The 13,618-nt window shown below is 29.4% G+C and carries 13 protein-coding genes and 6 pseudogenes; 14 read left to right on the top strand and 5 right to left on the bottom strand.

Going from position 1 to position 13,618, the window contains the following annotated elements:
• Positions 1-25: 25 nt before the first annotated feature.
• A pseudogene (locus OTBS_RS03245) lies at positions 26-596 on the bottom strand (TraU family protein); the annotation flags it as partial.
• A gap of 268 nt (positions 597-864) precedes the next feature.
• Here OTBS_RS03245 and OTBS_RS03240 point away from each other — a divergent pair.
• Positions 865-1,899, top strand: coding sequence for an ankyrin repeat domain-containing protein (locus tag OTBS_RS03240; RefSeq protein ID WP_011944607.1), 1,035 nt, complete (start codon positions 865-867; stop codon positions 1,897-1,899).
• Here OTBS_RS03240 and OTBS_RS18240 read toward each other — a convergent pair.
• Both OTBS_RS18240 and OTBS_RS17870 read right to left on the bottom strand, forming a co-directional pair.
• A pseudogene (locus tag OTBS_RS18240) lies at positions 1,885-2,013 on the bottom strand (conjugal transfer protein TraC); the annotation flags it as partial. The gene OTBS_RS03240 and the pseudogene OTBS_RS18240 sit on opposite strands and share 15 nt — an antisense overlap.
• A gap of 126 nt (positions 2,014-2,139) precedes the next feature.
• Positions 2,140-2,491 (bottom strand): annotated as a pseudogene (locus OTBS_RS17870) (conjugal transfer protein); the annotation flags it as partial.
• A gap of 118 nt (positions 2,492-2,609) precedes the next feature.
• Here OTBS_RS17870 and OTBS_RS13950 point away from each other — a divergent pair.
• The 6 genes and pseudogenes from OTBS_RS13950 to OTBS_RS11610 all read left to right on the top strand — a co-directional run.
• A pseudogene (locus tag OTBS_RS13950) lies at positions 2,610-2,705 on the top strand (IS5/IS1182 family transposase); the annotation flags it as partial.
• A 788-nt stretch (positions 2,706-3,493) separates the two neighbouring features.
• Positions 3,494-3,944: pseudogene (locus tag OTBS_RS17865) on the top strand (conjugal transfer protein TraD).
• A 97-nt stretch (positions 3,945-4,041) separates the two neighbouring features.
• Entirely contained in the window at positions 4,042-4,350 is a 309-nt protein-coding gene (locus OTBS_RS03225; protein ID WP_041621109.1) for a hypothetical protein, read from the top strand.
• Positions 4,351-4,391: 41 nt separating this feature from the next.
• Positions 4,392-4,487, top strand: a pseudogene (locus OTBS_RS18235) (IS5/IS1182 family transposase); the annotation flags it as partial.
• 198 nt (positions 4,488-4,685) lie between these two features.
• The gene (gene rpiB, locus OTBS_RS03220) at positions 4,686-5,135 is read left to right on the top strand and encodes a ribose 5-phosphate isomerase B (RefSeq protein ID WP_041621165.1); all 450 of its coding nucleotides are present in this window, start codon (positions 4,686-4,688) and stop codon (positions 5,133-5,135) included.
• Between the two features lie 440 nt (positions 5,136-5,575).
• A protein-coding gene (locus tag OTBS_RS11610) for an IS5-like element ISOt6 family transposase (protein ID WP_157866331.1) occupies positions 5,576-6,399 on the top strand; the annotation gives its coding sequence in 2 pieces (ribosomal slippage) (positions 5,576-5,963 and positions 5,963-6,399; 825 coding nt in all).
• Here the strand turns inward: OTBS_RS11610 and OTBS_RS11605 are convergent.
• On the bottom strand, positions 6,359-6,934 hold the full coding sequence (locus OTBS_RS11605) for a hypothetical protein (protein ID WP_080571824.1): 576 nt from the start codon (positions 6,932-6,934) through the stop codon (positions 6,359-6,361). The genes OTBS_RS11610 and OTBS_RS11605 overlap by 41 nt on opposite strands.
• Before the next feature lie 448 nt (positions 6,935-7,382).
• The gene (locus OTBS_RS16080; RefSeq protein WP_232488884.1) at positions 7,383-7,709 is read right to left on the bottom strand and encodes a hypothetical protein; all 327 of its coding nucleotides are present in this window, start codon (positions 7,707-7,709) and stop codon (positions 7,383-7,385) included.
• Positions 7,710-8,847: 1,138 nt separating this feature from the next.
• Between OTBS_RS16080 and OTBS_RS03205 the strand changes: the two genes are divergently transcribed.
• The 7 genes from OTBS_RS03205 (at position 8,848) to OTBS_RS03175 (ending at position 13,284) form a co-directional block, all read left to right on the top strand.
• On the top strand, positions 8,848-9,402 hold the full coding sequence (locus OTBS_RS03205) for an HK97 family phage prohead protease (RefSeq protein WP_011944605.1): 555 nt from the start codon (positions 8,848-8,850) through the stop codon (positions 9,400-9,402).
• 95 nt (positions 9,403-9,497) lie between these two features.
• Positions 9,498-10,529: a phage major capsid protein gene (locus OTBS_RS03200; RefSeq protein ID WP_232488883.1), complete on the top strand. Its 1,032-nt coding sequence runs from the start codon at positions 9,498-9,500 to the stop codon at positions 10,527-10,529.
• 33 nt (positions 10,530-10,562) lie between these two features.
• Positions 10,563-11,108: a hypothetical protein gene (locus OTBS_RS03195; RefSeq protein ID WP_011944603.1), complete on the top strand. Its 546-nt coding sequence runs from the start codon at positions 10,563-10,565 to the stop codon at positions 11,106-11,108.
• A 1-nt stretch (position 11,109) separates the two neighbouring features.
• Entirely contained in the window at positions 11,110-11,451 is a 342-nt protein-coding gene (locus OTBS_RS03190) for a head-tail adaptor protein (protein ID WP_011944602.1), read from the top strand.
• Positions 11,451-11,876: a hypothetical protein gene (locus tag OTBS_RS03185; protein WP_011944601.1), complete on the top strand. Its 426-nt coding sequence runs from the start codon at positions 11,451-11,453 to the stop codon at positions 11,874-11,876. The genes OTBS_RS03190 and OTBS_RS03185 overlap by 1 nt, the downstream gene beginning before the upstream one ends.
• On the top strand, positions 11,869-12,468 hold the full coding sequence (locus tag OTBS_RS03180; protein ID WP_011944600.1) for a DUF2460 domain-containing protein: 600 nt from the start codon (positions 11,869-11,871) through the stop codon (positions 12,466-12,468). The genes OTBS_RS03185 and OTBS_RS03180 overlap by 8 nt, the downstream gene beginning before the upstream one ends.
• Before the next feature lie 12 nt (positions 12,469-12,480).
• Entirely contained in the window at positions 12,481-13,284 is an 804-nt protein-coding gene (locus OTBS_RS03175) for a DUF2163 domain-containing protein (RefSeq protein WP_041621164.1), read from the top strand.
• Positions 13,285-13,618 lie beyond the last annotated feature (334 nt).

The following is a 13,618-nucleotide window of genomic DNA, read 5'->3' as shown; positions in this document are numbered from 1 at the left end:
CTGAAAATTCTCTGCCAGAATATCACCATAACATCAGTTGCCTATGCATCTTAGCCATAAACTTACTTACTATTTTAATACAGATGTTCCAACTGCACCATTATGTGCTGCAGCTGTTCCAGTAAAAGGTAAAGCATTCCTTGACATCCAGCACATCAAAAAGCATAAGCACTTGCTAATAAACCAGTGCTGTAACTCATGCAATCAAGCTATACATGCTTGATAAGCAGCTACATTTTGAAACAACAGCGTTTCTCTGGATTTAAAATCGCAGATTTAGCATCGTCACTCCATAATGGATCAAACTTTGTTAAATATGCTATATCGACTGCAGCCATTTCCAGACAAATAAAATCAAGCAAAATTTCCAGCCAGTAAATCACTGGATAGACATACCAATGAATGTGGTAAAAAGCACTTCCTTCAGCCTCATCTTTCATGCCTTTTTGAGTAGCAGTTCCAAATGACAAACCACCAAGACTTACCATACACATTGGTGACTTTGTAACATCTACAAGGCGTACTGGCTCCCAAAATCCAACAGGAATACCAGGTACATGTACTAAAATTCCTGGTTTAGGACAAATGCATCTAATTTATTTTTTGCTTTAAAAGTGATTTTTCGATGTTTTGAAGAAAGTATGATTTCGTTAATAAAAAATCATATAAAATAATAAAAAATATTCAATTTTAAGTTGTAAATTACTTATTTTATGTATATTATCTTTGTAAGATATAATTAATTTCAATGTAAAAATCTATTGAGTAATTATTTGCTATTTTACATTTACTTACCTGGCAATTCTATACAGAAGCTTTTCAAGTGTATAATTGTCAATAAAAAAACTAATTTAGGAGATAACGATGTGTAATACTGCTTTACATGAAGCTGTTAAAAGTGGCAATATACAAGCTGTAAAATCAATTCTTTGTGAGAACAGTAGCTTAGATTATGTAAATTCAAGTGATGATATTCGTGATAACACAGCTTTACATTATGCTGTCAGAGCTTGCAACTTAGAAATTACAGACACTTTATTAACTCATGGAGCTAATCCTAATGCGAAAGATAGGTATGGTCATACTCCTTTTCATGTTGCTTGTTCTAAAGGAAGTTTAACTTTTATAAAGCTTCTATTGAAGCATGGAGCTGATTCTAATATACAAAATCACAATTTTGATACTCCTTTTCATTTTGCAGCTCATAACTGCACAGTTGAGATTATAAAACTTCTATTATTGAAGAATGGAGCTAATCCTAATGTAGTAGATACTATAGGTATAACTCCGTTCAGTGAATCTCACACGATGTTTATGGCGGATCCAGAGAAAAATAAAGAAGTTATGCAGTTGCTCGTTGCTGAAATTGTTAAGTTAGAGCACATCAACGCAAAGATTAGTGAAAGTGATTTAGAAGGGTTGAGTTTAAATAAAAGACTTATTAGTAACTCAGATTTGCTCACAAAATTTCAACAAAAATGTTGTAAAGAAATAGATCAAATGAAGTCTACCTACGTTAACGAAAGTGGCTTATCTGTTTGGGATATATTTATACTGCAAAAAGATAAACAAGAGCTAATAAGATGTAGTTATAAGCATGATGATATTATAAAGCTTACGAATGAGTTTTGTATGTATTCTCCATTTATTGTAAAGTCTATTGTAGAAGCGACAGGAAGAACTAAGCTACTACAAGGAGCAGCTGAATCAATGGATGAGATATTTGAATCCAATCATGATGCTAATCAAGAATGTCAGGCATGTTGGCTTTCCTTGGCACCAGAATTAAAGATGATAGTATTAGAGAATTTAAGTACTAACGATTTAATAAAACTCCAAGACTTTGATGAAGCAGAAGCTGTACTTAAAGGAGCATATGCTCTATATGAGGGAGAATAGTGCAAGTGTTAAAGCCATCTGTAACATTGGTCGCAGATTGCTTGTTATATACTGAGGTGCAGCCATTGTTGCTAAAATGGATGGAAAGTTAGATAAAAAGTCCGATCTAGCCTCTTTGATCAACTATCAGAAATTTCAAGCTTTAGCAAATTATTAGCCTCTAACTCATATTCTACAGCATATACATCACTAAACTTTACTAAAGCAATAAACCCTATCATAAACCTCAAAACTCTAATCTCATTTTTTTATCTCATTCTCTTTAATGCCATTCAACAACAAAAGGTAATTAGAACTTTGCTTGTAAGTCAAAAGGTAAGTCTTATTGACAGCGACATGTTTACTATCGCTAAACCAATAACGAGGCGTTTCACTAATTAATACTCCACCCTTTATCACTTCAACTTTCTTTAGAAAAAAAGACTGAAGGCACATTTAAGCCTTTAACAAATTGCAAGTGATCATGAAAAAATTTATTTAAAGATTCAGTATTACTAGATACCACTTTCATATCTGTTATTTGTCTTTTTACCTCATTTGGAGAAGTAATAAACAAGCTTTTCATCACAAAAATTGCACATTCTTTTAAATCTGATACCTTTAATTGTTTTTGCTCTTCTGTTAATTGATGATCTCCTGCTCTTTTAGCACTTTCATGAGTCTTACCATTTCTTCATTTATTAGACCTCTTTCGAAACTGGTTAATGTAGTTCAAAATTATTGATGATAAATATAGAAATAGACGTAAAAGATTCGGTTTTAGATTTAATTTGATCTCTGGCATTTATAATTTTGAACTACATTAACTAGTTTCGAAAGAAGTCTATTATATATTATATATTTAGATCTTGATTTTTGCTTGTGTTTTTTTTATTATATACAGGATTTTTATCTAATAATCCACAGTCTATAGCCTTATTGAATATAGGACTTAACAGTTTTAGAATATTGTTTGCTGTTACATAGTGCTTTCTTTCTGTTTTATTTAATCAAAAATTTTCTGAGTATCTTCTCTGATAATCTATGATATCTTTTTATTGTATAAAGATGCTGCATACTTCTTTACTCTAAGAAATATTTTTAAGCAACATTATCAACTGAATGCTACTCTAACCTTATCAACTATAAATTCAAGTTGTTGGATTAAAAATTAGCACTCCAATTAGCCAAATGTTATACATAAATTTGCGCTATATTTTCACAATTAACATCAAGATATTATTGTCATATGACAAATAATATTAATACAGCTACAGTTAAATTTCGTGTATCAACTTAAACGAGAATAAACTAAATAGCAGCTTTTATAAAGCGTATAAGGCTCATAATAACTCTTACTCTAACTTATTTCTTCTAGTTAGTTAAATCATCTTGAACATGAAATGTACTATCACAGTACTGTTCTTATGGATGGAAAGCGCTATCTAGCTTACCTGCCAGCTTAAGCTTATTCTTTAATGAAGCTTCTAACTTTGAATTCACGTTTTTTTGACTATAATTATTTGATGCTGGTTTGGTAGGTGCGTTTTTTTCTTTACGTGATTTTATTTTGATATATTTTTCCTAATTTTTTTTATCTTTCTGAATTACTAACATTGCAAATCTTATGCAGCAAAAAATTACTTTCCAACAAAAAAGCTAAGATAATCATGGATGAAGTTAACCTCAAAATTAAAGACCGTAAAATGCGTACTCGACGTTTTATTGAAATTGGAGGATTAGTTGCTAATGTTAAGCTTGATCAGTTACCAACAAATACTTTATTTGGTGCAATTGTTTCACTAAAAAAAACTTTAACGTAACATCCAAATGTTCAAGATTATTGGACTATGGTTGGTAAAGATATTTTTGATAAAGAACAGCAAAATAAAGCTGCATTGATTTTAAAATTTTCCTCTGAACTAGATTAAAACACCGTCACATTCGCCTTCATGGCTTAAAATGGAATAGTTTTCGTCAAGAATAGCGCGCAGTTATGTTAAGGATATTGAGGCTTAAAGCATAGCCTTCTTAATATTCAGTATAAACTAGAGCTTATATCTTAGTTTTTTAATACCTATACAACAAATACAGCTTGATAATTCAGCTAATGTAATTTATAAATCAGGAATGTAATACAATTTTTAAATATATAGGGTGGTTATGCGAATCAGTGATACTAGTGATTCTATCCAAATCTTGCCTAACAGCAATAATTTAGCTGAATTAACAAATTTAGTTTACAGTTATATATTTAACTATAGCAAACGAAATGTATATACACTAATAAATTTTGATTGTAATATACTAAGATCAATAGTAGATAAGCATTATATATTATCATCTATATGCCAAAGTAATAAAACTAACTTAACTATTGTATATAATAATCAGAATAAAGGGTTACAGGAACAATTAGATAGCTTAACTCAACAATGTTGCAACAATCTGATAGTAGAATTAATTTTTTAGATGGTGATATATTAGGCCTCTTTCGAAACTGGTTAAAGTAGTTCAAAATTATTGCCGATAAATATCGAAATAGACGTAAAAGATTCGGTCTTAGATTTAATTTGATCTCTGGCATTTATAATTTTGAACTACTTTAACCAGTTTCGAAAGAGGTCTATTATTAATTGATGATCCAGAACATATACAGCAAATATTTTTTACTAAATGACAGCTTTGGCAGGAAGAAGATACAGTAATGCTTTACCAAAAAATTCTTATTTTTTCATAATTTTATTATTGATAATACAAAATATAATATTAAAATGAAGGTGTTTTTATTGCCAAGATTTTTTTTTATGGTTTCATCTAATATTATTGCTATTGCATCTGATCAAAAAGAGTACGAGTTAAAAACAAAAATTTGTCAACATTTATCTGAGCAAGAACGTTTTATTAGTTTTTCAGTCCTTGATCTAGGAGGTAATAATAATCAGCAGGTTGATTATCCAGATATTGCCAACTTATTATGTGATACTATAATTAATAATCGAGCTAGATATGGTATTTTAATTTGCACAACAGGTATTGGCATGAGTATAGCTGCAAATCGGCATTCTGATATTAGAGCCGCTTTATGCTTTAATGAATATATGGCAGAGCAATCGCGTTTGCACAATAATGCTAATATCTTAATTATAGGAGCCAAGGTTTCTAATTTTAGGTCTGTTATTAATATGATTTCAAAATTTATAACTACAAAATTTGAAGGTGGCCGCCACTTGACTAGACTTGAAAAGCTTAGATAGAAATGGATTCACTTATTACATATGGTAGTAGACACAAGAGTCATAACTTTACATATCACTAGTTACGCTAATTTAGGATAAGAAAAAATATGAAAAGTAGTGAGTAAAAGGTATACAAGAGATAATGTATAATTATATATTATCTGTAGTTTCAATTAATAACCGTTTATTTATTGCTCATATTTCTACAAATATTCTTTCATAATCTATATTAATAACCTGAACATTCACCATTGTAACACTTGTATATTACATATTTCTAATTGTTTCTTATCCTAAAATTGCATTTACAGACATGTGAGCAATAAATAAACTGTTATTAATTGAAACTATATTTAAAGATATTACATAATATCTCTTGTAGACCTTTTATATTAGACTTCTTTCGAAACTATACAATGATGTAAAATGGTGTTATAAAAATCTGATTTGAAGTAATAATGAAATTAGATCAGATTAAAGAGTTAAAGGATGAAAAATTTCGTCGATTAACAGTAGTAAGGAAGGGAACATTCTCAAAGATGGTGGATATTTTGAGGAAAGCTGATGGTGTTAAGAAATCAAAAGGAGGGCGTAAAAATAAGCTCAATTTGGAGGAACAGTTATTGATGGCCTTAGAATACCTTAGAGAATACCGTACTTATTTTCATATAGGTCAGAACTATGGGATTAGTGAAAGTTCAGCATATAAGGCTGTAAAATGGGTAGAAGACACCTTAGTTAAACACCCAAACTTTGCTCTTCCAGGTCGTAAAGCTCTAATGAATAGCGATATGAATTATGAAGTAGTCTTGATTGATGCTACTGAGAGTCCAATAGAAAGACCCAAAAAAAACAAAAATTCTATTATTCAGGAAAGAAGAAAAGGCATACACTAAAGACTCAAATAGTGGTAGACAAGAAAACACACCAAGTAATATGTACAGATTTTTCTAACGGTAAAAAACATGACTTTAGATTATTTAAGGAATCCAAAATTCTTATCCATCCTAAGATTAAAGCGATTACTGATACAGGATATCAAGGTATACAAAAAATTCACAATAATTCTGCATTACCAAAGAAAAAAAGCAAGAAAAATCCTTTAACTAAAAATGATAAAAAGAATAATCGTAGGTTAGCAGGAAAAAGAGTTGTCAATGAAAACGTTATTGCTATGCTAAAACGGTTCAAAATTATTGCTGACAAATATCGAAATAGACGTAAAAGATTCGGTCTTAGATTTAATTTGATCTCTGGCATTTATAATTTTGATCTACCTTAACCAGTTTCGAAAGAGGTCTAATGTTCAATTCGCTAAAGTATTTTTTATCAATAGTTTTACCATAACTTTTAATCAAAGATTCTCGTACTTTGTACCAAGTTGAGTTGGAGTCCAATTGTTTACTGAGATTCAAGAGATACTCTTCTTCATTGATTTGTTTCTGTGAAACAGTTGTAGGTTGCTCAAATTGTGTAACTTGTAAGTCTTGAATTTCGTATCCATACACATCTTGTATAGCTTGTAATATCTTTGATCTATCACATTCTGTTAGTGTAATATTTTTTAGCAACTTAACAAAAAACCTAGTTCGAACTGCTGGCCCAAAACTACAAGAAGTCAAAATTTGATAAGCCATATCTGCTTCAAAGACTCCAGCTATTTTACGCTTCAACTGACTTTCTTTACTAAGATTTGTGCTTGTTTCAATTTGAGCAAGATATTTTTCCTTATTAAATTTTTCTACGTTATCAAATCTACAGTTGCCACTATTTGCCTGATCAGTATTTCGTAATTCATTTGCTAACACTTTTGCCATATAGTTTAGAACTGATGCCTTACAGCCAAAATGATAATTCGAATATTGATCTGCTAGCTTTAATAGCAATTTGTTGATAAAGTATATGTTAAAAGCTCTATCAGACTTGTGTTGCAGTGCAACTGCATCTTCTGGTGTTAGTGGGTAAAACTCTTCTAGCCTGTACCTTTTGAACCATTCTTTTTTACCATTCGAAGACTTGAGAATATTTGTTATTAGTTATTCAATGTCTTGATTACAATTTTTAGTTGAAGTTCGTATATCATTTTCAAAATCATCAACATTTTGAAAATTTTGTTCTTCATTTTCATTTTTGTTATTCTCTACTAACTCACCTTCAGTAGATCTAGATATTTTAGATTTTTTTATATAGTCATTTACAATGAAGTTTGCGTATAAAATATCCTGTTGGTAAATCTTATGATGCTATTGTCGCTTTTTTCTATGCTCAAACCTCATTGTAAATGACTATATATCTATATATGTCCCTGAAAAAAGTTTCAGGTTGACCTGAAATTTCTTTCATGTTGGGACGAAATTTTTTTTCTGGTAAGGCTATATTTTCTTCTTTTTCTTTTTTACTATAGTGCTGAAAATTTTTCAGAATTTTTATGCAAGGGACATTACGTAACTTAACATTGTCTTTAATTATTGTCCTATTTTCAACTTCAATAAAACCTGCGTCTCTTAATTCTACTAAGCATTGCCTAACTCTTCGTTGACCAACATTCAGCTTATCCTCATAAAGCTGATAACTTTCCTGTAATTCATCCATATCTTTGTTGTGATAGATATGTAGTCTAAATACTATAAATGATAAAAACTGTTTAGATGTTTTGCTTAATGCTTTTCCATTATCTCAAGTTAGCTTCCTCCATTCTGGCGGAATGATATTTCCAATAAAGTTATAAAATATTGTGTCATTATTGTTACTGTTTTTTTAATAATATTACAACTATTAGTTAAAAAATCGAATACTACAGGTCGCATTTTTCATCTCCAAAAATACAGCTATAGTAGGTGTTTTAGAAAATAATTTTTTTACAAATTACCATCAAATTTTTATGCAAAAGGTTGACAAAAATCATTATGCCAAACCTATATAAATCTTCATACTTATACTATCTGCCTTAGAAGACCAATTTTTCCTATAGTACATCTTATAATCAATAATATGTGCAAGATTATTAAACTTTATGTCTTGATTTTGCGATGATAGCAACTTTATATGCTCAAGTTTCGTTAACAATGTATTTCTGTCTATGCTGTTACAGTCATTGGTTCTCTCTTACATTCTTGCTTTTCTGCTAACCCTTTGCTCCACCAACATTATTGAGTTTTATCACTACTATGGCTAACTCAGCAATCCTTATACCATCTCCAAAGCTTCATGTTTCACCACTTATACTTTGAATACTTACTTAATTAAGTAAGAGTTATAAGGACTTCTCAAGTTGTGTCATTAATCTTTATAAACTCGCTGACACCTGCGACTCCAGTGGTTGAAAATTTTTGGATTTTCACTAATTTGACCTCCAATCTTCTTTTGCCTACTATGTGGTAGAACATATCGACTTCCACTACATCACACTTTAGGGGCTATTACGTTCACCATTTAGTTTTTGCTTGAATGTTTCACTGTCTATGCTTTACCACTGTCGTTGCCTTCAGCAGCATAAGACTTGCTATATAGTGGAGCTAGCTTCTCCTTCCATAACTGCACTTTCATCAGTAAGATTAATTCCCCTTTTCTTGACGCACAGACCGAATCTTTTACGTCTATTTCGACATTTATCAGCAATAATTTTGAACTACCTTAACCAGTTTCGAAAGAGCTCTATTAGCTATTAGTGCATACCATATTATTGAGTATAGTACCAACTACTTAATAACCATTATGGAGATAAGTAATAGTGGATAGCAACAATTATAAGACTAATTTAATTATCAAAGCAGTTAATCACGATAATGTCATTATTAGCGGATATGCTACTGTTTTTAATCTTGTTGACAGTTCTGGAGACTATATTCTTAAAGGAGCATTTAAAAATATTCATCATCGATATCTATCTGATATTAAATTACTATGGCAACATAATATTGCTTCTCCTATTGGCTTAATTACTAATATAGAAGAAGATGAATATGGAGTTAGAGTTGATGCAAGTATTAACCAACATATTCAAAAAGGCAAAGAAGCTACAGCATTAATTCAACAAGGAGTAATTAACAATTTTAGTATTGGTTTTACTATTGAAGATTCTAGTTATAACAAAAAGGGAAATAGAATAATAAAATCAGCATTATTATGGGAAGTAAGTTTGGTTACTTTTCCTGCAAATAAACATGCTAAAATACGAAACTGTAAACATACATCTCCATACGATGTTATTAGCTCTAATCAGCTTGTTACCATATTAAATTCATTAATTGAAGCGCAAAAGTCGCTAAACAACATAACTCAATAATAATCAATATCATGCAAATCGAACAAATTAATAACAAAATTTTAGAATTATCTAATGATTGGTGTAAACATAAAAATGAATTAGTATCTAAAAACATGATCCATAACCTGGAAACTAAAATACATAACCTAGAAACCATAATAGCTAGGCAAGATATTTTAACTAACAACCAAATTAATTCCAATGATAGTCATAATGGATTAAATGAATTCATCAGATTTGGAGAACTTACTACTAAATCAAGTCAACTAACTGCTGGCAGTGAAAAAGAAGGCTGCTACTTAGTACAACCAACTTTACATCAAAAAATTGTTGGTGGAATTAAACATAAATCTCCTATGCGTCAGCTTGCTAGTCTCGAATTAATATCCAGCAGTGCATTAGATACAGTAATCGAAGATAATGAATTCATAACTGGCTGGGTCGCAGAGCAAGATGAGAGAGCAGAAACAAAGTCTCCTACTCTATTGCGCCGTAAGATCGCAGTACATGAACTCTACGCTCAACCTAAAGCTACTCAAAAGCTTTTAGATGATTCTAATATCAATATTGAAAACTGGCTAATTGAACGATTAGAAGATAGTTTTGCTAATGCTGAAAATAAAAGTTTCATCTTAGGAAATGGTATTAGTCAGCCACATGGTATATTATATAATCCTGAAGAATATGGTATTGAAATTATACCATGCCATAAAATAGATCTTGAAGCATTGTTATCGTTAATCAATTCACTTGATGATTATTATCACGCTAATTCAACATTGTTAATGCATCGTACTACTTTAGCAAAAATTCAAACTATTCAAGACTCATCAGGTCGATTTATCTGGCAACCTAAATTATCAAGAAATTTGCCACAAACAATCCTAGGAATACCAGTAATATGTGCAAGCGATATGCCAACTACTCAGCTAACCAATGACTCTATACCATGTTATCCTATTATATTAGCTGATTTTAAACTAGCATATAAAATTGTTGATCACGCTGCCAATATTAAGATGACACGGGATCCATATACTGAAAAACCTTTTGTTAAATTTTATGCGGTAAAGCGAGTTGGAGGTGATATTGTTGTTTCTAAGGCAATAAAAATTTTGCAATTTAGTACTAAAACTAAACAGTAATAAAATAGCTTTAGGCAAAAAAGTTGAATCATTATGAATGAAAATTGTTACTACAATATTACTAAGATACATGAGCAACAACTGTTATCTATAGCAGAAATTAAAACTTACCTACGTATAAATAGTAGCAACTTTCATAATGAGATGGAAAACACAATCTTGAATACAATAACTATAGCTGCTATTAGCTATGCAGAAAAATTCCTGCGCATTAATTTAATTGAAAAAAATGTTTGCTATATAATTGTAAAGGTTAAAAGTCTTAAGATTTTGTTACCAATTGTGCCAGCAAAAAAAATTATTTCTGTTAAAAATCGTAGTAATAATTCTATTATTGATCAACAATTTTATCAGTTAAGTTGCAACAGCACTAATATTCAATTTTCAAGCAATGACTTTATTAATCAGTCCTTTAAAATTGAATACACTGTTTTAACTACAGATCCTTCAATTATTAATGCGATTAAACCTGGAATATTACTACATATAAGTGAGTTATATGATCGAAGAATTATAGACCACAAGGTATTTACTAATATAAACCAAATATATCAAAGCTATAAAAAAGTATTAATATAAAATGAGTATCATTAATTTTAGTAGTAGACTAAAGCATAATATCACTTTTTTTTCAAAAGAAAGTAATACTAGTAGATGGATTGAAGTTTTATCATGTTTTGCTGAAATAAAAGCTTTATATCTTTATAAACCAATAATCACTCAAAATCTTACTTTTGGTAATTTAACTACAGAGGACTACTATTTATTTACCATAAGATTTAGCTCAGCCATCTGTATTAATATGCGCATTAAATTTGCGCAAAGAAGATTTGAGATACACAGGATAATCAATCCACTTGAGCAAAATCATAACCTAGAAATTTTTGCTTTTGAACTTCATCATAATAAAGAGCCAGCATAATGCATTTATTAGTATTACAGCAATTTCAAACGGATATATATAATTTACTTAATACTGATTCTATTCTAAGAAAAGAAGTTAATAATATTTACCTTGGTTTTCACAAAAATAGCCCTACACCATTTATAGCAGTAGAATTTTTAACAGCTAATAATTTAACCAGCCTGGGCTTAATAACTTATGAATTGAGCTTTAACATAGCTCTTTTTACTAATGATCTAGCTACTAATAGAATTATAGCACTTGGAGAGCAAATTTTAAATGTTATTACTGCTTCTCACATTGAAAAACAGCAAAACAAATATTTAGTAATAAATCTTAGATTCCAAAGTGTTTCATGGCACACTGATAAACTATTTATTACAGATAAGTTTAATATAAATTATAAATCAATTTTACAATATTGCGAAAGATATAATGACTAATTTTCATGATGTTAACATACCTGATTTTATAGCAATGCATGCTCATGGAGGACCGGTATTTAATACCTATCATATCTCAACTGCATCAGGACGTGAGCACAGATATATTAACTGGCACTATCCACTACAAAAATATACTATTAAAAATTGTTATTTAAGTAATGAGAAGCTTTATCTGCTTAACAGTTTTTTTCGAGCTAGAAAAGGCAAAGCTTTCTCCTTTCGGTTAAAAGATTATGCTGATTTTACTGTTAGTAAACAAGCAATTAGTCACATGCTGATTGGCAACAAGCTTCAATTAACAAAAATTTATAAAGATGATTATGAAATTGCTTACCGTAAAATTACAAAACCAGTTAAAGGATCTGTTAAAATAGAGAGTGAAAATAATGCAATCGTAGAATTTGAAGCTGATTATAATACTGGAATTATATATTTTAGAAATAATCAATCATGCCATTTAACTCAAAGCTTATATATTACCTATCAATTCGACGTACAAGTGCGCTTCAATAATGACTCCTTAGTCTATAGTGTTAATTCAGATCAAACCATTATAATAAGTAATCTTGAATTAATTGAAGTCATATAAAAGTTGGTAATTATGCGTATTTTTTCTGATGAATTTGCTAATAAGATTAATAATTCAAATAATATTGACTTTTGTTATAAAATTACTTTATTCTCTGGAGAGAAATTATATTTAACTTCATCTCCTACATCAATTTTGCTTGGTAAGAATCTATATTTACCTAACTCAGGACTAGTAATAAATAGTATTAACCTAAATGATTCAGGAGAGGCTATAGCGGAAATTGAAGGAATTTTTGAAAAACAAGGTATAACGTATGAGCATATTCTTCATAATTTGAGAATTGAAATATTAATTACTGTTGATCAAACCTCTTATAATGATTTTTTTACTTTCTATTGTATTGAGGTTAATCATGATACAGTTAAATTTTGCCTTTCTTTATCATCAATTGGTATTAAGCTATATCAAACTATATTAAAAACATATAGCAAAAGTTGCAGAGCAAATTTAGGAGATAAATATTGTAAAATTAATACCGATCAGTATACAAAATCTTATAAAGTTCATAATATTCAAGCTAACGATATTATAGTTATTGACTGTTGTCCACAAGCCATAAACTATGCTTATGGCAAAGCTGTATTTTCTTCTAAACATAAATTTAACATTGTTAAGCATTATAATACTCCGTTAATGAATAATAATAGTATTATTGAAACCAGTATTACTATTCCTGAATTTTTACATAATACTTCAGAAATTAAATTAACTATAGGATGTGATAAAACTTTTAATAACTGTATTCAAAAATTCAACAATGCTATAAATTTTCGCGGAGAACCTTTTATTGATACTCTTAAAACTTTTAAATAAAATAATAGTTAATTATGTACTTTTTTAGTCTAGTTATATACAATAAATTGATTCTCAAAATATAATTTTATTCTAGAAATTTATAAGAATAGTCGATATGGCCCAAGTAAAGTACAGTTATTTTTTTTATGATAATAATACGTTAAACAAAGGTTATTCAAAAAATAGCAATAATGAATACAACCATGAAATACAGTATCAAAACCGCTCTACATTCATTGAATCAGTCAAAAATAAGAAAAAACATCAACAGGTGTTAAATGATACTCAAAATATAATTATCAGCTTATTTAAGAAAATAAATTTACTGTTTTTAGTTTTATCATTAACTATT

It is taken from the genome of Orientia tsutsugamushi str. Boryong, from assembly GCF_000063545.1.
Lineage (GTDB): Bacteria > Pseudomonadota > Alphaproteobacteria > Rickettsiales > Rickettsiaceae > Orientia > Orientia tsutsugamushi_C.
The sequence above is the reverse complement of the archived record's forward strand: the minus strand, read 5'-3'. Positions and strand labels throughout refer to the sequence as shown.